24 protein-coding genes are annotated in these 24,658 nt (G+C 65.7%); 19 read left to right on the top strand and 5 right to left on the bottom strand.

Annotated elements, in window-relative coordinates; genetic code table 11:
* Nucleotides 1–163 precede the first annotated feature (163 nt).
* The 9 genes from rutA (at nt 164) to CW305_RS22570 (ending at nt 7,018) form a co-directional block, all read left to right on the top strand.
* Nucleotides 164–1,246: a pyrimidine utilization protein A gene (gene rutA / locus CW305_RS22610; RefSeq protein ID WP_104099052.1), complete on the top strand. Its 1,083-nt coding sequence runs from the start codon at nt 164–166 to the stop codon at nt 1,244–1,246.
* A complete protein-coding gene (gene rutB, locus CW305_RS22605; protein WP_104099051.1) occupies nt 1,246–1,992 on the top strand; it encodes a pyrimidine utilization protein B in 747 nt (248 codons plus the stop codon). The genes rutA and rutB overlap by 1 nt, the downstream gene beginning before the upstream one ends.
* 79 nt (nt 1,993–2,071) lie before the next feature.
* A complete protein-coding gene (gene rutC, locus CW305_RS22600; RefSeq protein ID WP_102832700.1) occupies nt 2,072–2,458 on the top strand; it encodes a pyrimidine utilization protein C in 387 nt (128 codons plus the stop codon).
* 63 nt (nt 2,459–2,521) lie between these two features.
* Nucleotides 2,522–3,319, top strand: a complete 798-nt coding sequence (gene rutD / locus CW305_RS22595) for a pyrimidine utilization protein D (protein WP_104099050.1) — start codon at nt 2,522–2,524, stop codon at nt 3,317–3,319.
* 10 nt (nt 3,320–3,329) lie between these two features.
* Nucleotides 3,330–3,920, top strand: coding sequence for a malonic semialdehyde reductase (locus CW305_RS22590; RefSeq protein WP_102832702.1), 591 nt, complete (start codon nt 3,330–3,332; stop codon nt 3,918–3,920).
* 13 nt (nt 3,921–3,933) lie between these two features.
* The gene (gene rutF / locus CW305_RS22585) at nt 3,934–4,458 is read left to right on the top strand and encodes an NADH-dependent FMN reductase RutF (RefSeq protein WP_104099049.1); all 525 of its coding nucleotides are present in this window, start codon (nt 3,934–3,936) and stop codon (nt 4,456–4,458) included.
* 299 nt (nt 4,459–4,757) lie between these two features.
* Nucleotides 4,758–5,162: an RNA polymerase-binding protein DksA gene (dksA, locus tag CW305_RS22580; protein WP_104099048.1), complete on the top strand. Its 405-nt coding sequence runs from the start codon at nt 4,758–4,760 to the stop codon at nt 5,160–5,162.
* Between the two features lie 9 nt (nt 5,163–5,171).
* Nucleotides 5,172–6,374: a zinc metallochaperone GTPase ZigA gene (gene zigA / locus CW305_RS22575; RefSeq protein ID WP_104099047.1), complete on the top strand. Its 1,203-nt coding sequence runs from the start codon at nt 5,172–5,174 to the stop codon at nt 6,372–6,374.
* On the top strand, nt 6,374–7,018 hold the full coding sequence (locus tag CW305_RS22570) for a DUF1826 domain-containing protein (protein ID WP_104099046.1): 645 nt from the start codon (nt 6,374–6,376) through the stop codon (nt 7,016–7,018). Before zigA ends, CW305_RS22570 begins: the two co-directional genes overlap by 1 nt.
* 42 nt (nt 7,019–7,060) lie before the next feature.
* Here CW305_RS22570 and CW305_RS22565 read toward each other — a convergent pair whose 3' ends face one another.
* Nucleotides 7,061–7,390: a four-helix bundle copper-binding protein gene (locus CW305_RS22565; protein ID WP_104099045.1), complete on the bottom strand. Its 330-nt coding sequence runs from the start codon at nt 7,388–7,390 to the stop codon at nt 7,061–7,063.
* Nucleotides 7,391–7,603: 213 nt separating this feature from the next.
* On the opposite strand from CW305_RS22565, the gene CW305_RS22560 reads away from it, so the two are divergent.
* The 3 genes from CW305_RS22560 to CW305_RS23540 all read left to right on the top strand — a co-directional run bounded on the left by CW305_RS22560 (nt 7,604) and on the right by CW305_RS23540 (nt 9,865).
* Nucleotides 7,604–8,191: an IMPACT family protein gene (locus CW305_RS22560; protein ID WP_014819095.1), complete on the top strand. Its 588-nt coding sequence runs from the start codon at nt 7,604–7,606 to the stop codon at nt 8,189–8,191.
* A 458-nt stretch (nt 8,192–8,649) separates the two neighbouring features.
* Nucleotides 8,650–9,600, top strand: a complete 951-nt coding sequence (locus tag CW305_RS22555; RefSeq protein WP_014819094.1) for an adenosine deaminase — start codon at nt 8,650–8,652, stop codon at nt 9,598–9,600.
* Nucleotides 9,601–9,700: 100 nt separating this feature from the next.
* Nucleotides 9,701–9,865 (top strand): hypothetical protein, encoded by a 165-nt coding sequence (locus tag CW305_RS23540; protein WP_179485678.1) that lies wholly within the window; start codon nt 9,701–9,703, stop codon nt 9,863–9,865.
* A gap of 3 nt (nt 9,866–9,868) precedes the next feature.
* On the opposite strand, the gene CW305_RS22550 is transcribed toward CW305_RS23540, so the two are convergent.
* The gene (locus tag CW305_RS22550) at nt 9,869–11,041 is read right to left on the bottom strand and encodes a Bcr/CflA family multidrug efflux MFS transporter (protein WP_014819092.1); all 1,173 of its coding nucleotides are present in this window, start codon (nt 11,039–11,041) and stop codon (nt 9,869–9,871) included.
* A gap of 204 nt (nt 11,042–11,245) precedes the next feature.
* Between CW305_RS22550 and CW305_RS22545 the strand changes: the two genes are divergently transcribed.
* Nucleotides 11,246–11,893 (top strand): TetR family transcriptional regulator, encoded by a 648-nt coding sequence (locus CW305_RS22545; RefSeq protein WP_104099044.1) that lies wholly within the window; start codon nt 11,246–11,248, stop codon nt 11,891–11,893.
* A 4-nt stretch (nt 11,894–11,897) separates the two neighbouring features.
* On the opposite strand, the gene CW305_RS22540 is transcribed toward CW305_RS22545, so the two are convergent.
* Nucleotides 11,898–12,089 carry a heavy-metal-associated domain-containing protein gene (locus CW305_RS22540; protein ID WP_014819090.1) on the bottom strand — a complete coding sequence of 64 codons (192 nt, stop codon included), beginning with the start codon at nt 12,087–12,089 and terminating at the stop codon, nt 11,898–11,900.
* Between the two features lie 148 nt (nt 12,090–12,237).
* Between CW305_RS22540 and CW305_RS22535 the strand changes: the two genes are divergently transcribed.
* From CW305_RS22535 to CW305_RS22525, 3 genes are all read left to right on the top strand, one after another.
* Entirely contained in the window at nt 12,238–14,616 is a 2,379-nt protein-coding gene (locus CW305_RS22535) for a heavy metal translocating P-type ATPase (protein ID WP_104099043.1), read from the top strand.
* Between the two features lie 13 nt (nt 14,617–14,629).
* Nucleotides 14,630–15,073 (top strand): Cu(I)-responsive transcriptional regulator, encoded by a 444-nt coding sequence (gene cueR / locus CW305_RS22530; RefSeq protein ID WP_104099042.1) that lies wholly within the window; start codon nt 14,630–14,632, stop codon nt 15,071–15,073.
* A 170-nt stretch (nt 15,074–15,243) separates the two neighbouring features.
* The gene (locus CW305_RS22525) at nt 15,244–17,166 is read left to right on the top strand and encodes a methyl-accepting chemotaxis protein (protein WP_104099041.1); all 1,923 of its coding nucleotides are present in this window, start codon (nt 15,244–15,246) and stop codon (nt 17,164–17,166) included.
* A gap of 42 nt (nt 17,167–17,208) precedes the next feature.
* Here the strand turns inward: CW305_RS22525 and bfr are convergent, their stop codons facing one another.
* On the bottom strand, nt 17,209–17,676 hold the full coding sequence (gene bfr / locus CW305_RS22520; protein ID WP_014819086.1) for a bacterioferritin: 468 nt from the start codon (nt 17,674–17,676) through the stop codon (nt 17,209–17,211).
* Nucleotides 17,677–17,922: 246 nt separating this feature from the next.
* Here bfr and CW305_RS22515 point away from each other — a divergent pair, with 246 nt between their 5' ends.
* The 3 genes from CW305_RS22515 to CW305_RS22505 are packed head-to-tail and all read left to right on the top strand — an operon-like array spanning nt 17,923 to nt 23,529.
* Nucleotides 17,923–19,002 (top strand): efflux RND transporter periplasmic adaptor subunit, encoded by a 1,080-nt coding sequence (locus tag CW305_RS22515; protein ID WP_104099040.1) that lies wholly within the window; start codon nt 17,923–17,925, stop codon nt 19,000–19,002.
* 4 nt (nt 19,003–19,006) lie between these two features.
* A complete protein-coding gene (locus CW305_RS22510) occupies nt 19,007–22,051 on the top strand; it encodes an efflux RND transporter permease subunit (protein WP_104099039.1) in 3,045 nt (1,014 codons plus the stop codon).
* The gene (locus tag CW305_RS22505) at nt 22,048–23,529 is read left to right on the top strand and encodes an efflux transporter outer membrane subunit (protein WP_104099038.1); all 1,482 of its coding nucleotides are present in this window, start codon (nt 22,048–22,050) and stop codon (nt 23,527–23,529) included. The genes CW305_RS22510 and CW305_RS22505 overlap by 4 nt, the downstream gene beginning before the upstream one ends.
* Before the next feature lie 90 nt (nt 23,530–23,619).
* On the opposite strand, the gene CW305_RS22500 is transcribed toward CW305_RS22505, so the two are convergent.
* Nucleotides 23,620–24,510, bottom strand: coding sequence for a PA4780 family RIO1-like protein kinase (locus CW305_RS22500; RefSeq protein WP_014819082.1), 891 nt, complete (start codon nt 24,508–24,510; stop codon nt 23,620–23,622).
* Nucleotides 24,511–24,658: the final 148 nt, after the last annotated feature.

Here is a 24,658-nt window from a genome sequence, read left to right as displayed (position 1 = left end):
CTCCGATTCAGACCAAATGGTCCACATCGCACCACACAAGCAACTTATCTCGTTGATAAAAAAGGAAATTAACTTTCTGGCCTGCATCCTGCTAATGCACCCTCGACCCTGCCCGTCACGTTCGGGCAGCGCTTTCTAGCCATTGCGTACAGAGGTGCTACCCATGGATGTTGGTGTTTTCATTCCGATCGGCAACAACGGCTGGCTCATCTCCGAGAATGCGCCGCAGTACATGCCGAGCTTCGAGCTGAACAAGGCCATCGTGCAGAAGGCCGAGGGTTACGGCTTCGACTTCGCGCTGTCGATGATCAAGCTGCGCGGCTTCGGCGGTAAGACCGAGTTCTGGGAGCACAACCTGGAATCCTTCACGCTGATGGCCGGCCTGGCGGCGGTCACCAGCAAGATCCAGCTGTTCGCGACTGCCGCCACGCTGACCCTGCCGCCGCCCATCGTCGCGCGCATGGCTTCGACCATCGACTCGATCTCGGGCGGGCGCTTTGGCGTGAATCTGGTGACCGGCTGGCAGAAGCCGGAATACACACAGATGGGCATGTGGCCGGGCGACGAATTCTTCGGCACCCGTTATCAGTATCTCGGCGAATACGCTCAGGTGCTGCGCGACCTCTGGGCCACCGGCCGCAGCGACTTCAAGGGTGAGCACTTCCAGATGGAAGACTGCCGCGTCAGCCCGACACCGCAGGCGGACATGAAGATCATCTGCGCTGGCTCATCCGATGCCGGCATGGCCTTCTCGGCGCAGTACGCCGACTACAACTTCTGCTTCGGCAAGGGCGTGAACACCCCCACCGCCTTCGCCCCGGCCACCGAGCGACTGCTCAAGGCCACCGAGAAGACCGGCCGCCACGTCACCTCCTGTGTGCTGTTCATGGTGATCGCCGACGAAACCGACGAAGCCGCCCGGGCCAAGTGGGAGCACTACAAGGCCGGCGCCGACGAGGAAGCCATCGCCTGGCTTGGCGAGCAGGGTGCCGCCGACAAGGGCGCTGACAGCAACATCCGGCAGATGGCCGATCCAACTTCGGCGGTGAACATCAACATGGGCACGCTGGTGGGCTCCTACGCCAACGTCGCGCGGATGCTCGATGAGATCGCCACGGTGCCCGGCATGCAGGGCGTGATGCTGACCTTCGATGACTTCCTCGAAGGCGTCGAAGCCTTCGGCCAGAAGGTTCAGCCGCTGATGCAGAGCCGTCGGCACGTCACCGCGCTGAAGGAGTCGGCCTGATGAGCGCCGCCGAACAGATTTCGGGCTACGGCCTGAGCGCGCCCGACGAACCCGTGCAGCTGCCGGCGCGGCCCGAGCCGCTGGCGATGAAAGCCAGTGAAACCGCGCTGATCGTGGTGGACATGCAGAACGCCTACGCCAGCCGCGGCGGCTATCTGGACCTGGCAGGTTTCGATGTTTCGGCGACCCAGCCGGTGATCGAGAAGATCCGCCAGGCACTGGGCGCAGCCCGCACCGCCGGCATACAGGTGATCTATCTGCAGAACGGCTGGGACAACGGGTACGTCGAGGCCGGCGGGCCGGGTTCGCCCAACTGGCACAAGTCCAACGCGCTAAAGATCATGCGAAAGCGCCCGGAACTGGCCGGCACACTGTTGGCCAAGGGCGGTTGGGATTACGCGCTGGTGGACGAACTGGCGCCGCAGCCCGGCGACATTCTGGTGCCCAAACCTCGCTACAGCGGTTTTTTCAATTCGCAACTGGACAGCACCCTGCGTGCCCGTGGCATCCGCAATCTGGTGTTCACTGGCATCGCCACCAACGTGTGCGTGGAATCGACCCTGCGCGACGGCTTCCACCTGGAGTATTTCGGCGTGGTGCTGGCCGATGCCACCCACCAGGCCGGGCCGGAGTTCGCCCAGCAGGCTGCGCTGTACAACATCGAGACGTTCTTCGGCTGGGTCTCCAGCGTCGACGCCTTCTGCCAGAGCTTCGCGACCGCACCCAGCGTGGCTGTTGCCAGCTGATTACACCCCAGTGCCCGACCGCGACGCCCGCAGAGGTGCCCGCCGGGTTCGCCTGAATGCCTTGCAAGGAATCAACGACATGCCAAAGCAATCCATCATCCCCGCCGGCTCCGGCAAACCGCTCGCCCCGTACGTGCCCGGCTCCATGGCCGATGGCGTGGTCTACGTTTCCGGCACCCTGCCGTTCGACAAGGACAACAACGTGGTTCACGTCGGCGACGCCGCCGCGCAGACCCGCCATGTGCTGGAAACCATCAAGGGCGTGGTCGAAGCCGCCGGCGGCAGCATGGACGACGTCACCTTCAACATGATCATGCTCACCGACTGGGCCAACTACGCCAAGGTCAACGAGGTGTACGCCGAGTTCTTCCCCGGCGAGAAGCCGGCGCGCTACTGCATCCAGTGCGGGCTGGTGAAGCCCGATGCGCTGATCGAGATCGCCAGCATCGCCCACGTCGGCCAATAGCACCTGCCGGAGCGGGCCAGCCGGCGCGCCGGCGGCCCGCTGATACTGCACGGAGGGAGTGACATGCACTACGAACTTCATGGCCGCATGGAGCCGGATGCACCGACCCTGGTGCTCAGTTCCGGCCTCGGCGGCGCCGCTGCCTTCTGGACGCCGCAGCTGCCGGCGCTGACCCAGGACTACCGGGTGCTGGTCTACGACCAGTTGGGGACCAACAGGAGCCCGGCGAACCTGCCGGCAGGCTATTCCATCGAGTCCATGGCAGTGGAATTGCTGGAGCTGCTGGACACCCTGGGCATCCGCCGCTGCCACTTCATCGGCCATGCCCTCGGTGGGCTGGTCGGCTTGCAGATCGCCCTGCTGCGGCCGCAGCTGTTGCAGAGCCTGGTGCCGATCAATGCCTGGAGCAGCCCCAACCCGCACAGTGCGCGCTGTTTCGCGGTGCGCCTGAAACTGCTGCACGACAGCGGCCCGGCCGCCTATGTGCAGGCGCAGTCGCTGTTCCTCTACCCGGCCGACTGGATCGCAGCCAACAGCGAGCGACTGGCACGCGACGATGCCCATGCACTGGCGCACTTTCCGCCGACGATGAATCTGGTGCGGCGCATCGAAGCGCTGCTGGCCTTCGATGTCGAGGCCGAGCTGCCACGCATCACCACCCCGACCCTGCTGATCGCCAACCGCGACGACATGCTGGTGCCGTGGCAGCGTTCGCAGCACCTGGCCGAGGTGATGCCCAACGCCCAGCTGGCGTTGCTGAACTACGGTGGCCACGCGTCCAGCGTCAGCGACAGCGAACCCTTCAACCAGATCCTGCTGGACCATCTTGCCGAGCAATGCGGACAGGTCGCAGCAGCCTGAGGACCCGAACATGCACGCCCCCATCGACTCAAATGCCCTCGCGACGCTGTTCAGCGAGGCCCGCACCCACAGCGCCTGGCTGGACAAGCCGGTGCCCGACGCCCTGCTCAAACAGCTCTACGAGTACGTCCGCCTCGGCCCCACCGCAGTCAACAGCTGTCCCGGCCGCTTTGTCTTCGTGCGCAGCGCCGAGGGCAAGCAGAAGCTCGCGCCCTGCCTGTCCAAGGGCAATCTGGAAAAGACCATGGCCGCGCCGGTCACGGTGATCGTCGCCTATGACGAGGACTTTCCGGAAATCCTGCCGGAGCTGTTTCCCTTCGCCGACGCCCGCAGCTGGTACGCCGGGCAGCCGGCGCTGATCACCGAGAACGCGCTGCGTAACAGCTCGCTGCAGGCCGGTTATCTGATCCTCGCTGCCCGCGCTTTGGGGCTCGATTGCGGACCGATGTCCGGCTTCGACGGCAAGGCGCTGGATGCCGCTTTCTTCGCTGGCACGAGCTGGAAATCAAACCTGCTGATCAACCTCGGCTACGGCGATGCCAGCAAGCTGCGCGACCGCCTGCCACGCCTACCCTTCGACCGCGCCTGCGTCCTCGCCTGATGGAGAACCGACCATGCAACTGGCTCAATGCGAAACCACCAGTCAATTCAGCGCTCCAGTGATTCGTGAGGACTACCGCGACGCCATGGCGCGCCTGGCCGCGGCGGTCAACATCATCACCACCGACGGCCCCAGCGGGCGCGCCGGCTTCACCGCCACCGCGGTGTGCAGCGTCACCGACGAACCGCCGACGCTGCTGGTATGCCTGAACCGGACCGCCTCGGCGTACCCGATCGTCACCGCCAACGGGCAGCTGTGCGTGAACACCCTGGCCGGCGCACAGCGGGACTTGTCCAACCTGTTCGGCGGCAAGACGCCCATGGCCGAGCGCTTCGCAGCGGCGCATTGGAGTGTAGGAGTGACGGGCTCGCCGCTGCTCGACGGCGCGACGGTGTCGTTCGACTGCCGCATCAGCCACAGCGCCAGCGTCGGCACCCACGACATCCTCTACTGCGAAGTGCTCGCCGTGTACCGCCGCGACAGCAGCGATGCGCTGGTGTACTTCGGCCGTAACTACCATGGCCTTTCAAGCAGCTGAGCAAACGAATGCTCTCCCATCGGGCGGGCTTGGGCGCATCCGCGGTGGCGAATACGGTGGGCTGAAGTCCACCCTACAAAACCTCAAAGCCTTCTGCGCCTGCGCTCCACGTCGCATCCCTCGTAGGGTGGGCTTCAACTCGCCCCAAGCCGGCGACAAGGCCGCTATCGCAACATCCTCGTAACCCGATTCAAGCCTACTCATCCTTCGCGCAACGCCCGCCACTACCCAATACACACTCGTATCGACTGCAAATGTTATGTTATAACTAATCAATCAACCTTGCCGGGCACCCGCTCATGACCGAAGCCGAACTACTCGCCCAGCCCGCCGAGGCGTACATGAACGCAGAGCAGCAGGCCTTCTTCCGCGACCTGCTTTTGCACCAGCGTGCCGAGCTGCAGGCGCGTATCGAGGAAGAATTCCAGGCGCTGCGCGAACAGGAGCCAAGCAGCGATCCGGCGGATATCGGCAGCGCCGAGGAACAGCGTCAGTGGCAGCTGCGTGTGCTCGAGCGGGAGAAAAAGCTGCTCGACAAGATCGACGAAGCGCTGGATGCCATTGCCCGCGGCGAATACGGCTGGTGCGCCGAAACCGGCGAACCCATCGGCCTGCAGCGCCTGTTGCTGCGCCCCACCACGACGCTGTCCATCGAGGCGAAACAACGCCAGGAACAGCGCGAAAAACACCAACGATCCGCCTGAGAGACCGCCATGAATCGCCTCCCCGTTACCGTCCTGTCCGGCTTCCTCGGTGCCGGCAAGAGCACCCTGCTCAACCACATCCTGAAGAATCGCGAAGGCCGCCGCGTCGCGGTGATCGTCAACGACATGAGCGAGATCAACATCGACGGCAACGAGGTGCAGCGCGGCGTCAGCCTCAATCGCGCCGAAGAGAAGCTGGTGGAGATGAGCAACGGCTGCATCTGCTGCACCCTGCGCGAAGACCTGCTCGAAGAAGTCGGCAAGCTCGCCCGCGAAGGCCGCTTCGACTACCTGCTGATCGAGTCCACCGGGATTTCCGAGCCGCTGCCGGTGGCCGAGACCTTCACCTTCCGCGACGAGCAGGGCCAGAGCCTGGCCGATCTGGCTCGGCTGGACACCATGGTCACGGTGGTCGACGGGGTTAATTTCCTGCGTGACTTCCAAGAGGCAGAAAGCCTCGCCAACCGCGGCGAAACCCTTGGCGAGGACGACGAGCGCTCGGTCACCGAGTTGCTGATCGAGCAGGTGGAGTTCGCCGACGTCATCCTGATCAGCAAGATCGACCTGATTTCCGCCGCCGAACGTGAAGAGCTGGCCGCCATTCTCGGTCGCCTCAACACCCATGCCGAGATTCTGCCGATGAGCATGGGCCAGGTGCCGCTCGACCGAATCCTCGACACCGGCCGTTTCGACTTCGAACGCGCCGCCCAGGCGCCGGGCTGGCTCAAGGAAATGCGCGGTGAGCATGTGCCGGAAACCGAGGAATACGGCATCGCCTCCACCGCCTATCTGGCGCGCCGGCCGTTCCACCCACAACGCTTCTACAACTTCCTCAACCGCGAGTGGAGCAACGGCCGCCTGCTGCGCTCCAAAGGCTTCTTCTGGCTGGCCACCCGGCCAGAGGAAGCAGGCAGCTGGTCCCAAGCCGGTGGGCTGATGCGCTACGACTATGCCGGGCGCTGGTGGCACTTCACCCCTGAATCGGCCTGGCCGAGCGACAGCGAAAGCCGCACGGCAATCCTCGGCAAGTCCCGCGGTGAGTTCGGCGACTGCCGCCAGGAGCTGGTCTTCATCGGGCAGAACATCAACTTCGACCAGCTGCGCCGCGAACTCGACGCCTGCCTGCTGAACGACAGCGAGTGGGCCGTGGGCGTCACCGGCTGGCTGCGCCTGCCGGACCCGTTCGGCCCCTGGCACGAGCAGGTCGCCTGATGCTGGCGCAGCAGATCGTCCGCCCGCAGCCGCGCCAGCTGCTGGGCGACACTCCGGAGATACTTGGCGAGGCGCTGCGCGACGGGGTCAACCTCACGGGATGGCAGCGCCAGCTGCCGCTGCACATTGCCGAGTTCGCCGAGACACTCCTGGCCCTGGGCGAGCCGCTGGCGGAATCGCTGACCCTCGAAGCGACCGACGACGGTGAGCTGCAGCTGCCAACCCTGGCGGCGGCCTATCGGGACATTGCCGGCCATGCCGGTTTCGTCGCCGACGTGGCCTGGCTGGTGCGGGCGTTCAGCTGCCTGGTCGATGCGCGGCGCATTGGCTTGCGTCTGCGCATGCTGGACAAGCCCATGTGCCCGCGCTTTCACGTCGATCATGTACCGCTGCGGCTGATCACCACCTACGCCGGCGCAGGCAGCGAATGGCTTCATGAGGGCGGCATGCAGCGTCGGCGCCTGGGCGATCCGGCAGCCGAACCGACTGACGCGGCGGCCATCGAGCGACTTGGCGCTGGCGATGTGGCGTTGTTCAAGGGGGAGAAATGGCTGGGTAACGAAGGCGCCGGGATCATTCATCGCTCGCCGCAGGCGGCAACGGCTGAGCGCCGTCTGATCCTGACGCTGGACTGGCTGAGCTGAGGCAAAAGGGCCGCAGCTGCGGCCCTCCGAATCGGCGACCGATCAGGCAGACATCTTTTCGCACTCTTCAGCGCACTTGCGACAGGCCTCGGCGCAGGCCTGGCAATGGTCGTGCTTGTGCTTGCCGCACTCCTCGGCGCAATCGCGACAGACCTGCGCGCAAAGCTTGCAGACGGCTTTGGCATAGGCACTGTCGCGGGTCATCAGCACTGCTGCGATCGCACACATGTCGGCGCAGTCACGATCGAGTTCGATGCAGCGCGCCATCATCTTCACGTCGTCCTCGCGCAAGCAGGATGCCGCGCAGGTCTCGCAGACCAGTGCGCAATTGGAACAGGCCTGGATACATGACTGGTAACTGGAATTGAGCATGGAATTTCCTCCATCTGATGTGCCAGCGAAATGCGGTACGGCGGGACCTTCTTCAGGTCATGCGCGCGAACCGCGCCCTACTAGGTAGGGCGTTGGTCGATCCATCGAAGTTCAATCCGTTCGCCGGACGGGCCATGCGGTACGACGCAGCGCAGCCGCAGCGGCACCGCTACAATGGCCACCCCGTAAACCATCACCGACGCCGTAACTGCCATGCCCTTCACCCTGTCCGCGCCCTGCGAATTGCTGGAAGTCATCAGCAAAAGCCGCTTCCTGGCCAAGGCCGCACCGGTGCAAAGCCCGGAGGAAGCACAGACGTTCGTCCAGGCGGTCAGCGATCCCACGGCGACCCACAGCTGCTGGGCGTGGAAGGTCGGCAACCAATACCGTTTCAGCGACGACGGCGAGCCCGGCGGTACGGCAGGTCGGCCGATGCTCACCGCCATCGAAGGGCAGGACTTCGACCGGGTCGCGGTGGTGGTGATCCGCTGGTTCGGCGGCATCAAGCTCGGCACTGGCGGCCTGGCCCGTGCCTATGGCGGCACCACGGCAAAGTGCCTGCAGGCCGGCGAACGCAGCGAGCTGGTGTCGCGCTCGCGCTGTCGCTGTCATTGCCGCTTCGCCGAGCTGGCGCTGTTCAAGGCACGCCTGGCGGAATTCGAGGCGCTGCTGGAAGCCGAGCATTTCGATGCCGAAGGCGCGACCCTGGAGATTGCGCTTCCCGCCGCTCAGCTGCAGCCGCTGGAGAGATTGCTCGCTGATATCACCCGCGGGCGCAGCCAGCTGGAAGCCATGGACTAGACGCGTCGTTGCCCACAAATACTGTGGACGCAATTGTGGATAACAATTGTATGGCCGCCTGGAAAGCGCTCGCGGCGGGCGCTCGGGAAAACTGCACAATTTTTGATCAAACAGCCTAACGCGCCCCAACGGGGTGCGTTAAGCGCTTGAATTACTGTGTTTTTTGACTGGCCAGTCGGCTACTGACGTTTTGCTATCAATCGCGTTCTGCCAGCTTGAGGTTATGCCCGAATGAGTGGAGAACTTTGTGGATAACATTGGGAACAACCTCGCCAGAGCCCGTCAGAACTGGGCTGCACACCGCTGGTCAATTAATCGCCAAATCGCGCTAGCCGCAATGAACCGGTCATTCGGCTGTCATCCAGAATTGCTAGGCGGCACAAACTGGTCAGCTGGCATATCAGTTGCTCCAACCCACCGATAGAATGCCCGCACACCCGAAAGACGAGAATTTCGCGATGCACGACTGGCTCAACAATTTGCCCAAGGCCGAACTCCACCTGCACCTGGAGGGCTCGCTGGAACCCGAACTGATGTTCCGCCTGGCCGAGCGCAACAAGATCGCCCTGCCCTGGAACGACGTGGAGGCACTGCGCAGCGCCTACAACTTCGGCAATCTGCAGGAGTTCCTCGACCTCTACTATGCCGGCGCCGACGTGCTGCGCACCGAGCAGGATTTCTACGACCTGACCTGGGCCTACCTGCAGAAGTGCGAAGAGCAGAACGTGGTGCATACCGAACCGTTCTTCGACCCGCAAACCCATACCGACCGTGGCGTACCGTTCGAGGCCGCGCTCAACGGCATCAGCGCCGCGCTGGCCGACGGCCGTGAGCTGCTGGGCATCAGCAGCGGGCTGATCCTCAGCTTCCTGCGTCACCTGCCGGAAGAGGACGCCTTCAGGACGCTGGAACAGGCGTTGCCCTATCGCAACGCATTCTTCGCCGTCGGCCTCGACAGCTCCGAAGTCGGCCACCCGCCAAGCAAGTTCCAGCGCGTGTTCGACAAGGCGCGCGCCGAAGGCTTCCTCACCGTTGCCCATGCCGGCGAGGAAGGCCCGCCCGAGTACATCTGGCAGGCACTGGATCTGCTCAAGGTCAGCCGTATCGACCACGGCGTGCGTGCGGCCGAAGATCCGAAGCTGATCGCCCGGCTGATCGAGGAGCAGATTCCGCTGACCGTCTGCCCGCTGTCCAACACCAAGCTCAAGGTGTTCGACGACATGCGCCAGCACAACATCCTCGACCTGCTGGAGCAGGGCGTGAAGGTCACGGTGAATTCCGATGACCCGGCCTACTTCGGCGGCTATGTGACGGAGAACTTCGTCGCGCTGCACGAAAGCCTGGGCATGACCGAGGAACAGGCCCGCCGCCTGGCACAAAACAGTCTGGACGCACGGCTGGCCTATTGAGCCATTCGTCGGCGCCCGGCCCACCTGCGACACCATGGCTCGCCACGCGAGCCATGGCTGCGCCTAGACTGTGCGGCGACCCACACACGAGGAGATCGCCATGCACATTCTCGTCCGCCCGCTGACGCCGTCACCCGACAGCGCCTGGCAGGTGTGCCTCGACCGGCAGAAAGTCACCTTTCGCAGCGAAACCGAAGCACGCGCCTTCGTCGAAACCCTGCACCGTCGCCTGCAGGCGCCGCATCCCCTGCCACTCAGCGCCTGACAGTCATTCCGTACTGGCGCGCGCCGTGGTGTAGGCGACGATCGTTGCCAGCAGGCCGCACAGGCTGATGATCGCCGCCAAGGGCACTGCGGTGCCGTTGTGCAAAGCCCCCACCGCGGAAGCGGCGATGGCGGCAATGGTGAACTGCATGCTGCCGAGCAAGGCCGAGGCGCTGCCGGCATTGGCGCGCTGGTCGGCCATGGCGCAGGCCGTGGCGTTCGGCAGCAAGCAACCGAGACAGGACACGCAGCAGAACAGCGGAATCAGCAACGGCCAGAGCGATTCGGGCTGTGCGGCCGCCACTGCCAACAACGCCAGCGCACTGCCGAAGAAGAACCACACCCAGCGCCGCACCCAGAACTCCGGCCCGCGCCAGCGCACCAGCCGCACGTTGACCTGCGCCATCAGGATGAAACCCGCCGCATTGACGCCGAACAGCCAGCCGAAATGCTCGGGTTTGACGCCATACAGTTCGATGAAGACGAACGGCGAGCCGGTGATGTAGGCGAACATGCCGGCCATGCACAGCGCACCAGTCAGCACGTGGCCGATGAAGAAGCGATCACGGAACAGCCGCAGATACTGCCCGAGCGCACCGGACATCGGCTGACGCGGCAGCCCGGCCGGATAGGTTTCCGGCAGCCAGAGCGTGACCGCCACCAGACACATCGCGCTGAACAGCGTCAACAGGATGAAGATCGACGGCCAGCCGAACGACGCCAGCAACGCGCCGCCCGCCACCGGCGCGAGGATAGGCGCCAGGCCCATCACCAGCATCAGCTGCGAGAACACCTTGGCGCTGGTCATCGGATCGCACAGGTCACGCACCACGGCACGCGCTACCACCATGCCGGCACAGCCACCGAGCGCCTGGACGAAACGCACGCCGATCAGCCAGTCCATGGACGGCGCAAAGGCGCTGGCCAGCGATGCCAGGGTGAACAGCGTCACGCCGACCAGCAGCGGCCCGCGCCGCCCATAGCGATCGGCCAACGGCCCGTAGACCAGCTGACCGATGGCCAGGCCGATGAAATAGGCCGCCAGCGAAAGCTGCACGTGATCGACACTGGTGCCGAACGACTCCGCCAGCAAGGGGAACGCCGGCAGGTACATGTCGATCGCCAGGGGTCCGAACGCGCTGAGCGCGCCCAGTATGAGAAGAATCCGCAGGGACATCAGAGGCTCGCAAGCTGGAAAGAAGACGTGGCCGGGTGAGTTGTTGGGACCTCGACCGTGCCCGGGAATTTGCACCGGCGTGCAAGATGCTGTTACATACACCGCCGATTGTAAACATGCATCACGACGAGATGCGCCGTTACACTGGCCGCCCTCCATCGCTGCTGGACGCCCGAAGCAGCCGTCATCTGCCTGAATCTGCCCATGCGCCGAACCAAAGAAGAAGCCGAAAAAACTCGTATCGCCATCCTCGCGTTTGCCGAGCGGCTGTTTCTGGAAAAGGGGGTGGCCCACACCAGCCTCGACCAGATCGCCCGTGACGCCGGTGTGACGCGCGGCGCGGTGTACTGGCACTTCCAGAACAAGGCGCACCTGTTCCACGAAATGCTCAACCAGATTCGCCTGCCACCGGAGCAGATGACCGAGCGCCTGTGCAGCTGCGATCAGCAGCAGCCGCTGCAGGCACTGATCGCCCTGCGCAACCTGACGGTCGAGGCCATCAGCACCCTGGCCAGCAACGAGCAGAAGCGCCGGATCTTCACCATCCTGCTGCACAAGTGCGAATTCACCGATGAACTGCGTGAAGCCGAGGAACGTCACCACGCCTTCATCAACCAGTTCATCGATCTGTGCGAAAACCTGCTGCGCAACGCCTCGACCTGCCTGCGCCCCGGCGTCACGCCGCGGCTCGCCGCGCTGTCGCTGCATGCCATGGTGGTCGGACTGTTCACCGACTGGACGCGCGACACCGAACTGTTCGCCCCAGAGGTCGATACCAGGGCGCTGATCGACCCGCTGTTCCGCGGCCTGGTCCGCGACTGGCCGGACGATCCCGACCAGCCTGCCGCGTGAGCGATCAGCTCACCTGGTAACCCTCTTCGCTGATCGCCTGGCGAATCGCCTGCTCGCTGGCGCTGCTCTGGACCTGCACCGTTCCGGCCGCCAGGTCCACCTGCACCTGCGCCTGCGGGTCCAGCGCCTGGATGGCCTGGGTTACCGCACGCTCGCAGTGGCTGCAGGTCATTCCGCTCACGTTGAATACTTGCATCGTCGCTCTCCTCGTCTGCTGAAGGCGCCGATTCTCGACCTTGCCACCCGGGCAAGGTCAAGGCACCTGCTGTCGCAGATCATGGTGTTGACCTTGCCATAGGGTTAAGGTCGATCCTGCAGCCATCGCAATCCGAGGAGTCACTGCCATGTCCAGCGCCACCCATACGCTGCCGGTCAGCGGTATGACCTGCGCCAGCTGCGCCGGCCGCGTCGAACGCGCCCTGCTCAAGGTGCCGGGCGTCGCCGCGGCCAACGTCAATCTGGCCAATGAACAGGTGCGCGTCGAAGGCGATGACCTGGGTGTGGCGACGCTGATCGAGGCCGTGGAAAAAGCCGGCTACGGCGTACCGCTGCAGAGCATCGAGCTGAACATCGAGGGCATGACCTGCGCCAGCTGCGTCGGCCGGGTCGAACGCGCCCTGCTCAAGGTGCCCGGCGTGCGCAGCGCCGCGGTGAACCTGGCCAGCGAGCGCGCGCATGTCGAGGTGATCGGCACGCCGGACCCCGCCGTGCTGATCCAGGCGATCGAGGCCGCCGGCTACAAGGCGAGCGCCGGCGACCAGCAGCGCCCCGAACAGGATGCCGCGCGACGCCTGCAGCGTGAACGCTGGGCGGTGATCGCCGCCCTGTTGCTGGCCGCACCGCTGGTGCTGCCGATGTTCGGCGAACTGTTCGGGCAGCACTGGATGCTGCCAGCGTGGATCCAGTTCCTGCTCGCCACCCCAGTGCAGTTCATCCTCGGCGCACGCTTCTACGTGGCCGGCTGGAAGGCGGTGCGTGCAGGCGCCGGCAACATGGATCTGCTGGTCGCCATCGGCACCAGCGCCGGTTATGGCCTGAGCCTCTATCAATGGTGGGCGACGCCGGCCGGGCAGATGCCGCACCTGTATTTCGAGGCCTCGGCGGTGGTGATCGCCCTGGTGCTGCTGGGCAAATACCTGGAAAGTCGCGCCAAGCGCCAGACCAGCGCCGCCATTCGTGCGCTCGAAGCCTTGCGCCCAGACCGCGCGATGCGGGTAGTCGACGGCCGCGAGGAAGATGTCGCCATCGCCGCGTTGCGCCTGGACGACCTGGTACTGGTCAAGCCCGGCGAGCGTTTCCCGGTGGACGGTGAAGTGGTCGAGGGCGAGAGCCAGGCCGACGAAGCGCTGATCAGCGGCGAAAGCCTGCCGGTAAACAAGGCACCGGGCGACCGCATCACCGGCGGCGCGATCAATGGCGAGGGCAGGCTGCTGGTGCGCACTACTGCGCTCGGTGGCGAGACCGTGCTGGCGCGGATCATCCGCCTGGTGGAAGACGCCCAGGCAGCCAAGGCGCCGATCCAGAAGCTGGTGGACAAGGTCAGTCAGGTGTTCGTCCCGGCGGTACTGGTGATCGCCGTGTTCACCCTGATCGGCTGGCTGCTGACTGGCGCCCCGGTCGAGGTCGCGCTGATCAACGCCGTGGCCGTGCTGGTCATCGCCTGCCCCTGCGCCCTGGGTCTGGCCACGCCGGCGGCGATAATGGCCGGCACCGGCGTGGCGGCGCGCCATGGCATCCTGATCAAGGACGCCGAGTCGCTGGAAGTCGCCCATGCGGTCACGGCCGTGGCCTTCGACAAGACCGGCACGCTCACCTCGGGCAAGCCGCAGATCATCCACCTGCATGCCGTGGACGGCGACGAAGCGCGGATACTGCGCCTGGCCGGCGCCCTGCAGCGGGGCAGCGAACACCCGCTGGCGCGCGCCGTGCTGGAGCGCTGCGAAGCCGACGGCATCGCCGTGCCGGATGTACAGAAGAGCCAGGCCCTGAGCGGTCGCGGCATTGCCGGCACGCTGGACGGCCAGCAGCTGGCGCTGGGCAACCGGCGCATGCTCGAAGAGTACGGCCTGCAGCCGGGTGAGCTGCTGGAAACCGCCCAGCGCTGGGAAGCCGAGGGTCGCACCCTCTCCTGGCTGGTGGAGCATGCGCCCGAGCCGCGTATCCTCGGCCTGTTCGCTTTTGGTGACAGCCTCAAGGACGGCGCCGCAGCAGCGATTGCCGGGCTCGCGGCGCGGCATATCCGCAGCCACCTGATCACCGGCGACAACCGTGGCAGCGCGCGGGTGGTGGCCGAAGCGCTGCACATCGATGATGTGCATGCCGAGGTGCTGCCAGCGGACAAGGCCGCCACCGTGGCGGAGCTGAAGAAAGGCGGCGCCGTGGTGGCGATGGTCGGCGACGGCATCAACGATGCCCCGGCCCTGGCCGCAGCGGATGTCGGCATCGCCATGGGTGGCGGTACCGATGTGGCCATGCACGCCGCCGGCATCACCCTGATGCGCGGCGATCCGCGCCTGGTGCCGGCCGCACTGGAGATCAGTCGGCGCACCTACCGCAAGATCCAGCAGAACCTGTTCTGGGCCTTCATCTACAACCTGGTGGGCATTCCGCTCGCCGCCTTCGGCTTTCTCAGCCCGGTGGTGGCTGGCGCGGCAATGGCCCTGTCGAGCGTCAGCGTGGTGAGCAACGCCCTGCTGCTGCGTTCCTGGAAACCGGAAGAATGATCGGGAGCACGCCATGAACATCGGTCAGGCCGCCAAGCACAGCGGCCTTACGGCGAAGATGATCCGCTACTACGAATCCATCGGTCTGCTCACGCCCGCCGGGCGTGGCGCCAATGGCTACCGCCACTACAACGAGCGCGACCTGCACCAGCTGGCCTTCATCCGCCGCGCTCGTGTTCTGGGCTTCTCCCTTGAGGAGGTCGGCAAGCTGCTGGCGCTGTGGCAGGACCGCCAGCGCGCCAGCGCCGACGTGAAGGCCCTGGCCGGCGCGCATATCGACGAGCTGAACCGCAAGATCGCCGAGCTGGTCGGCCTGCGCGACACCCTGCAGGAGCTGGTCGACCACTGCCAGGGCGATGATCGCCCGGACTGCCCGATCCTTCAGGGCATCGAAAGCGGCTGCTGCAGCGCCCCGTCATCCCGCCCCTCCCCAATCACTGCGCCTGGCAAAGGCTGATGCCAACGCGGGCAGCCCCGGCCCGCGCCCCCTGCTCCGGCGTTCGCTGCGACCATTCCTCGATTTACATTCAAGTTCGTATGCTCGCGGCCGAAAGAGGGCCCGAAGACACCCGCGGGCCGCCGGCAAGGCACCCGCTCGGATCGAACTATTCATCTGATTGGAATGACATGAACAACTGGTTTGCAAACATCGGCGTCAGCAGGAAGCTCGCACTGGGCTTCGGTGCCGTGCTGGTCTTGACCCTAATCCTCGCCTGGAACGGCTGGGGCAGCCTCGGCAGTGTCATCCAGCGCAGCGGCTGGATGACCGAAATCTCATTGCTGAACAAGACGCTGACCGACCTGCGTATCGCCCGCCTGCAATTCATGCTGGCCAATGGTGACAACGAATCCACCGAGCGTCTGGACAAGAACCTGGGCATCTACCTCGCCCAGCAGACCAAGCTGCTGGAGACCTTCAAGAACCCGGTCAACGTCGCCCAGCTCAAGGAGCAGGCCGGCTACAACGCGCAGTATCAGAATTCGCTGAACGACATGCGCAAGGCCTATGCCCAGGCCAACGCCTCGCGGCAGATCATCGACCAGGCCGCAGGCCGTCTGAGCGAGCTGATGGCTGGCGTGAACCGTCAGGTGCTGCAGCTCTCGGACTATGACGAGGGCCGTTTCGCACAATTCCAGGCGATCACCCAGATCGAAGACGACGTGCAGCGTGCGCAGTACCTGCTGCGCGTCTACATGAGCAGCCCGGGTGCCGAGGCGACGAAGGCGATCTACGCCCAGCTCGACGCCGCGCAGGCCACCCTCGGCCGTCATGCCGGCGCTCTGGACGCCGACAGCGGCGCGGCGCTGCAGCAGATGCGCACGGTGCTCGGCGAGTACCGCAGCGCCATCGAGGCGCTGGAGAAGGCCACCCAGGCAATCGCCAAGGCGCGCCAGGAGATGACCGACCAGCAGAAGGAAATCGTCCGTATCAGCGACTCGCTCTACCAGTTCCAGCTCGACCAGCTCGACGTGGAAAGCGCCGCAGCACGCACGCGCCTGATCGTCAGCGCGCTGCTGGCCCTGGTGCTGGGCATGCTGGCCGCCTGGCTGATCACCCGGCAGATCATCCTGCCGCTGCGTGCCACCCTGGCTGACGTCGAGCGCATCGCCTCTGGCGACCTCAGCGCCACCGCACAGGTTCAGCGCCGCGACGAGCTGGGCGTGCTGCAGCGCGGCATCCAGCAGATGGGCTCGACCCTGCGCGAGCTGATCGGCGGCATCCGCGATGGTGTCAGTCAGATCAGCGCCGCCGCCGAGGAGCTCTCGGCCGTCACCCAGCAGACCAGCGCCGGCGTGAACAGCCAGAAGGAAGAAACCGATCAGGTCGCCACCGCCATGCACGAGATGTCGGCGACCGTTCAGGAAGTCGCGCGCAATGCCGAACAGGCCGCGCTGGCCGCCACCGAGGCGGACGGCGAAGCCCGGGACGGCGATCGCGTGGTCACCGAGGTGGTCACCCAGATCGAACGCATGGCCAGCGCCGTGGTGCGCTCCACCGAGGCGATGAAGGCACTGCAGGAAGAGAGCGACAAGATCGGCAGCGTGATGAACGTGATTCGGGCGGTGGCCGAGCAGACCAACCTGCTGGCGCTCAACGCCGCCATCGAAGCCGCCCGTGCCGGCGAGGCCGGACGCGGATTCGCCGTGGTCGCCGACGAGGTCCGCGGCCTGGCGCAGCGTACGCAGAAGTCCACCGAGGAAATCGAAGAGCTGGTCGCCGCGCTACAGAACGGCACACAGCAGGTCGCTTCGATCATGCACACCAGCCGCGACCTGACCGACAGCGGCGTCGAGCTGGCGCGCCGGGCCGGTGCATCACTGGGCAGCATCACCCGCACCGTGTCGAACATCCAGGCGATGAACCAGCAGATCGCAGCGGCCGCCGAGGAGCAGAGCGCGGTGGCCGAGGAGATCAGCCGCAGCGTGGTGAATGTGCGCGATGTGTCGGAACAGACCGCCGCCGCCAGCGAGGAAACCGCGGCGTCGAGCACCGAGCTGGCACGTCTGGGCGGTCAATTGCAGTCGATGGTGAGCCGCTTCCGGCTCTGACGGAACCTCGCGAGGCAGGCCCTGCCTCGCGGGGTGGAAGGCTCAGCTGGCCTGGGATTGCAGGTAATTCTGCAGACCGATGCGGTCGATCAGGCCGAGCTGCTGCTCCAGCCAGTAGGCGTGGTCTTCCTCGGTGTCGTGCAGCTGCAGCGCCAGCATGTCGCGGGTCGGGTAGTCGCCGTGCTGTTCGGCCAGCGCGATGCCCTGGGCCAGCGCGGCGCGCACCTTGTACTCCAGCGCCAGGTCGTTGCGCAGCATGTCCGGCACGGTGTGCCCCGGATTGATCGGCTCCGGCGTCATGTCCGGGGTGCCTTCGAGAAAGAGGATGCGCTGCAACAGTGCATCGGCGTGCTGCGTCTCCTCCTCCATCTCGTGATTGATGCGCTCGTAGAGCTTGCTGAAGCCCCAGTCGGCGTACATCCGCGAATGCAGGAAATACTGATCGCGCGCCGCCAGTTCGCCGCGCAGCAGCTCCTTCAGATAGTCGATTACCGGTGCCTGGCCTTGCATTGCGTATTCCCCATGAGTGATGCGCCTTCAACAGCGGGCAAGCATCCCCGCTGAGTTCACGACGGTCAAGCGCTGCAGAGCCGCAGCAGCGCACCCTTGAGTGTGGCAGAGCCTCGGCAGAAGTCGACCGCCCGGTCACCTCACTTCTACGAACATCGCCAGCGAACTCCTGCGCAGACGCGGGGCTCTACTGTCAGTCCCAACGGGTGCCCGCACGCCCGCAACGCCGATCAGATAGGAGCCACGATGACGTCAACGCGAGCATTCCCAGCGTCCCGTGCCTGGTTGAGGATCATCGTCTGTGCGCTGCCGCTGCTCGGTGGTTGTTCCTCGGAGGCCGAGCCGGCACCCGAGCCGCCAAGGGTGGCGCTGGTCGAACCGTTGCAGGCGGCCGAGGCGAAAGCCGAAGCACTGCGCTTCTCCGGCGTGGTGCAGAGCGTAACCTCCACGCAGCTGTCATTCGAGGTGGCCGGGCGTATCGAGCGCATCCTGGTCGACGAAGGCACGCGGGTGCGCCGCGGGCAAGCGCTGGCACAGCTGGATCGCACCGACTACCGCCTGCAGCTGCGCGAAGCCGAGGCGCGCCTGCGTCAACTGGAGGCGGATCTGGCACGCAAGCGCACCCTCCTCGCCGAAGGCATCCTCGCCCCCGCCGCAATCGAAGCGCTGCAAGCCAACACCGTGGCCGCACGGGTGGCGCGCGACAGCGCCCAGCGCGACCTCAATCACAGCACGCTGAACGCACCGTTCGACGGTGTAGTGGCGCGCCGCCTGGCCGAGCCAGACATGGTGGTAGCGGTTGGCACGCCGGTATTCGAGATGCAGGACAACCGCCATATCGAAGTCAGCGTTGATCTACCGGAAACCGCCGCCTTGAGCATTCCGCTCGGCGCCGGTCTACAGGCCGAAGGCGAGCTGGTGATTGCCGATGTGCGTCTGCCGCTGCGCTACAAGGAGCACAGCACGCAGCCACGCGAAGGCGCGCGCACCTACCGTCTGGTGCTGCAGGGTGAGCCACCGGAGGATTACAACCTGCTGCCGGGCATGGCCATGCGCGTCAGCATCGAACGTCCGGCGCAGCCGCAGAGGACCCGCGACGCCTTCCGCCTGCCGCTGTCGGCGTTGCAGACCGGCAGCGACGGCCAGCATTTCATCTGGCAGGCGGACGATGGCCGCGCGCGGCGGCTGGCCGTGGACCTGCAGCAGGTTGAAGGCGATCAGGCACTGATCCGTGGCGAGGGCCTGCAGGCGCAGCTGCCGATCATCGTCGCTGGCGGCAGCAAGCTGCACGAAGACCAACCGATCGAAGCGAAGGAGCGGAACTGAGCCGATGGATTTCGCCCGCTACGCCATCACCCGCCCGGTCAACATCTGGATTCTGATACTGATCTGCCTGCTCGGCGGCACCCTCGCCTTCTTCGAGATCGGCCGCCTGGAAGACCCGGAATTCACCATCAAGCAGGCCATCGTCAACGTGCAGTATCCCGGCGCCACGGCGCTGGAGGTCGAACAGCAGGTGACCGAACCGCTGGAAAGCGCGATCCAGCAGATGTCGCAGATCAAGGAGCTCCGCTCACGCTCGATGCCGGGCATCGCCGAGATTCGCGTGGAGATGCAGGACCGCTACGACGGCGATGCGCTACCGCAGATCTGGGACGAGCTGCGCAACAAGATCAACGATGCCCAGGGCGACCTGCCGCCGGGGATCGAACCGCCGCAGGTCAACGATGATTTCGGCGACGTCTACGGCATCTTCTACGCGCTGACCGGCGATGGCCTGACGCTAAAGGAGCTCCACGAAACGACCAAGGATCTGCGCCGCGCGCTGGTGGCCGCCGACGGCGTCGGCAAGGTCGAGATCGCCGGCGTGCAGGAAGAGCGCATCCTCGTGGAAGTCGACCAGGCGCAGCTGGCCGCGATGGGCATCGCCCCCGACGAGATCGCGGCGGCGCTGGCCGATACCGATGCCGCGGTAGATGCCGGCGGCGTGCATGCCGGCGAGTACTTCGTGCGCCTGCGCCCGAGCGGCGCCTTCGATTCGCTCGAAGAGCTGCGCGCATTGCCGGTCGGCCAGGGCGCGCAGCGGGTCGAGCTGGGCGCCATCGCCAAGCTGTCGCGCGACTACGCCGAGCGGCCGCGGCAGATCATCCGCCACAACGGCCAGGCGGCACTAACCCTGGGCGTCAGCGGGGTCTCCGGAGCGAATATCGTCGAGGTCGGACACAGCGTCGAAGCGGCGTTGCAGGCCATCGAACACCGCATGCCACTGGGCGCCGAACTGCATCCGCTGTACGAGCAGCACCAGATCGTCGATGAGTCGGTGAACAGCTTCGCGCTCAACGTGTTCCTCTCGGTGGCCATCGTGGTCGGCGTGCTGTGCATCGCCATGGGTCTGCGCGCCGGCGTCATCATTGGCGCGGTGCTGTTTCTCACCGTGCTCGGCACGCTGCTGGTGATGTGGCTGGCGGGCATCGAGTTGGAGCGAATTTCCCTCGGCGCACTGATCATCGCCATGGGCATGCTGGTCGACAATGCGGTCGTGGTCTGCGACGGCATGCTGGTGCGCCAGCGCCAGGGCAAGAGCATCCTCGAAGCCTCACAGGAAACGCTGCAACAGACGCAGTGGCCGCTGCTCGGCGCCACCATCATCGGCATCCTCGCCTTCGCCGGCATTGGTCTATCCCAGGACACCACCGGCGAGTTCCTCTTCTCGCTGTTCTTCGTCATCGCCGTGTCGCTGCTGCTCAGCTGGCTGCTGGCGTTGCTGCTGGTGCCGCTGTTCGGTCATTACCTGCTGCGCAACGCCAAGACCGACGAGGACCCCGACGCCGCCTACGACGGCCCCTGGTACAACCGCTACCGCCGACTGGCCGGCGGAGTGCTGCATCGGCCCTGGCTGACGGTCGGCGTGCTAGTAGTGCTGACGGTGGTCAGTATGGTGCTGTTCACCCGCTTGCCGCAGAGCTTCTTCCCGCCGTCGAGCACGCCGCTTTTCTACGTCAATCTGTTCCTGCCACAGGGCACGCATATTCGCGAGACCGCAGAGACCGCCTCTGACGTGGAGGCGTATTTGGCGGAGCTGGAGGGGGTAAGCGAGGTGTCCAGCTTCATCGGCGCCGGAGCCTCGCGCTTCATGCTGACCTATATGCCGGAGCAGCCGAATTCGTCGCTGATGCACTTTCTCGTGCGCACCGAGGATGCCGAGCTGATCGCCGGGCTGGTGAGGCAGATCAACCAGCAGCTGCCACAACGCTATCCCTCGGCCGACGTCTCGGCTGCGCAGTTCATGTTCGGCCCCAATGCCGAGGCCAAGCTGGAAGCGCGCATCAGCGGCCCGGACATCGAGGTGCTGCGGGCCATTTCCGCCGAAGGCCGCAAGCGCCTGCAGGATGAGGGCAAGGTTTTCAACGTGCGCGACGACTGGCGCCAGCAGGTACTGGTGCTCCGCCCGCAACTGGCGCTGGATCGCCTCGCCGATGCCGGCCTGACGCGCCAGGCCGTGGCACGTGCCCTGGCCGCCGGCAGCGAAGGCCAACGGGTCAGCCTGCTGCGCGAGCGCGACGAGCTGATCCCGGTATTGCTGCGCGCCGCGCCGGAGGACCGCATCGATAGCGGTGACCTGCTGCAACGCCTGATCTGGAGCCCCGCCGGCACCGGCTACGTGCCACTGGCGCAGGTCGCCGACAGCATCGAGCCGGTCAGCGAGGACAGCATCATCGTGCGCTACGACCGCGAGCGGACGATCTCCATCCGCGCCGACCCGCGCGACGGCGAGAACACCAACGAGGCACACGAGCGCATTCGCCCGCTGATCGAGGGCATCGAGCTGCCGGTCAACTACAGCCTGAAATGGGGCGGCGACTACGAACAGTCTTCCGAGGCCCAGCAGGCGCTGGCCAGCACGCTGGCGGTGCCCTACCTGGCAATGGTGCTGGTCACCGTGCTGCTGTTCGCCAGGGTGCGCCAGCCGCTGATGATCTGGCTGGTGGTGCCCATGGCGATCTGCGGGGTGAGCTTCGGCCTGCTGCTCACCGGTCAGGCGTTCGGCTTCATGGCACTGCTCGGCCTGCTCAGCCTGACCGGCATGCTGATCAAGAACGCCGTGGTGCTGGTGGACGAGATCGACCGGCAGATCGACGACGAGGTGCCGCGCCTGACCGCCATCATCGAAGCCTCGGCGTCGCGCCTGCGACCGGTGATGATGGCCGCCGGCACCACCGTACTGGGCATGGTGCCGCTGCTGTTCGACCCGTTCTTCGCCAACATGGCGGTTACCATCATGGGCGGCCTGGGCTTCGCCACGTTGCTGACGCTGCTGGCGGTGCCGTGCCTGTACCTGCTGTTCATGAAAGTGCGCCCGGAGGAAACTGCATGACTGCCAAGGCCCTGGCCGCCCCGCTGCTACTCGCCCTGGCCCTGAGTGCCTGCTCCAGCGCACCGCAGCATGTCGATCCGCAACTGCCGGAAGGCTGGTTCAGTGCCGCCGGTGCGCATCCGGCCGATGCCGAGTCGCTGGCCGTCTGGTGGCGCCAGTTCGATGACCCGCAGCTCAGCGCGCTGGTCAGCCGCGCCATGCAGCAGAACCACGATGTACGCCTGGCCATGGCGCGCGTCACCGCAGCGCGAGCCCAGCTGCGCCAGTCGCGCGCCGGCCTGCTGCCGAGCTTCGATCTGCCTGGTTCGGCCAGCCGCCAGTGGAACGAGAACGATCAGGAAGCCGAACCCGACAGCCCGCTGGCCGACTTCATCCCCGACGACGACGTGATCAGCTTCGATACCTGGGAGCTGGCGCTGCAGGCGACCTGGGAGCTGGACCTGTTCGGCGCCACCCGTGCGCGACGTGACAGTGCCGCCCAGCAACTGCGCTCAGCCGAAGCGCAAACGATCGCCGCACGGCTGGCCGTGGCCTCAAATACCGCCCAGGGCTATCTGCAGCTGCGCGCGTTGCAGGGCCAGCGCGCCTTGCTGGTCGAAGGCATCGAAGTGGCGCGCGAACTGGAGCGTATCGCCGGGCTGCTGTTCCACGCCGGCGAAGTGACCCGGCTGGACGTCGAGGCCACATCCGCAGAGCGGGCGTCGCTGGAAGCCGATCTGGACGAGCTGGACATTCATCTGGCCGAAGCGCAGCTGGCGCTGGATACCCTGCTCGCCGAGCCGCCGGGCAGCACCGCTGCGCGTCTCGCCGCCAGCGCGCCGGTGCCACTGGCCGAGGAGCGCATCGCCCCGGGCCAGCCCATCGACCTGCTGCGCCGCCGCCCGGATCTTATCGCCGAAGCCGCACGGCTGGACGCCGCCGAGCTGCAATCGCTGGCCGCCCGCCGCGATCTGTTCCCCAAGCTGGCGGTGCAGGCCGCGGTGGGCCGCTCCGGCTTCGCTCTGGGAGACGCGATATCCGGCGCCTCGAACTTCGCCCGGGTCGGCGCGACGTTCGGCCTGCCATTGCTCGACTATCCTCGCCGCGGCGCCGCCATCGACCTCGCCGATGCCGAGGGCGAGACCGCCTATGTCGCCTTCGAACAGGCGCTGGCCCGAGCTCTGGAAGAAGTCGAACGAGGCCTGACGAGAATGGCCGGTCAGCAGCGCAGGCACGCATCCCTCAACCGCACCCGCGAGCACCGTGAACGGGCGCATCGGCTGGCGCAGCGCAGCTACGAGCTGGGTGAGGCGAACCTGAGCGAGGTACTGGACGCCCAGCGCGGTGCGCTACAGGCCCGCCAGCGGGCGCTGGAAGGCCGGAGTGCGCTGGCGACGGCGCAGGTGGCGTTGTATGTGGCGTTGGGGGGTGGGTGGAAGGCGGCGTCCGCGGATACCGCGGACGCTGAGGAAAACTCTACAGAGCAATCGACGCACTGAAGACCTTAACTGGCCGGAGTCCTTGAAGACTCCCGCTAGCCGGCAAAAACGCAGAAGCAGCAGTCTCCGGGGTTCGCCAGAGACTGCCGATCAGCCTTTCATCCACGGCGGCTCCGGCGGCTCATCCTTCGGCGCATCGTCCGCACCGCGCAAGGCCTCACGGCGCTCCTGCTCGGCCAGCGTGGCCTTGATCTCCCGCATTACCGCATCGATATCCGCGGCATCTTCCGGCTCGGCAAATTCCCCGGTCAGCTCGGTCTCGGTGGTCAGCTTGCCCTGCTCGTACAGCGCCCACATCTCCTTGGCGTAACGGGTGAACTTGAGTTCCGGCGCGAACTGTCCGAAATAGGCCGACATATTGCCAACATCACGCTCGAGCATTTCGAACGCATGGTTGTTGCCGGCCGCATCCACCGCCTGCGGCAGGTCGATGATCACCGGGCCGTGCTCGTCGAGCAGCACGTTGAATTCCGACAGATCACCGTGCACCAGCCCCGCGCAGAGCATCTTGACCACTTCGTGGATCATGAACGCATGGAACTCGCGGGCGTCGTCCGGATGCAGGTCGACGTCGTTCAGTCGCGGTGCGGCATCGCCATCTTCGCCGGCGATCATCTCCATCAGCAGCACGCCGTCGAGAAAGTCGTAGGGTTTGGGAACGCGCACGCCGGCATCGGCCAGGCGGAACAGCGCCGCGACCTCAGCGTTCTGCCAGTTGTCTTCCTTCTCCTTGCGCCCGTGCTTGGAGCCCTTGGCCATCGCGCGCGCATCGCGGCTGCTGCGCACCTTACGGCCTTCCTGGTATTTCACGGCCTGGCGGAAGCTGCGCTTGTTGGCTTCCTTGTAGACCTTGGCGCAGCGCAGCTCATCGCCACAGCGCACCACGTATACCGCTGCTTCCTTGCCGCTCATAAGCGGTCGCAGCACCTCGTCGATCAGGCCATCCTCGATCAGCGGTTCGAGTCGTTTAGGCGTTTTCATCAGCGGCTTGCAGGTCCTTCTCGGTCAGGGCGATGCTGCAGGTTACGGCAATCACGGGGCGGCTTCCATGCTCCCCATCGACTTTGAAAGCACGCTTTGGATTGGCGCACGTCCGGCCAGGACCGACAATCGCAGCATCAACCAGGGG

The organism is Stutzerimonas kunmingensis (genome assembly GCF_002929225.1).
Classification (GTDB): Bacteria; Pseudomonadota; Gammaproteobacteria; order Pseudomonadales; family Pseudomonadaceae; genus Stutzerimonas.
This window is presented reverse-complemented; position numbering and strand designations above follow the sequence as displayed.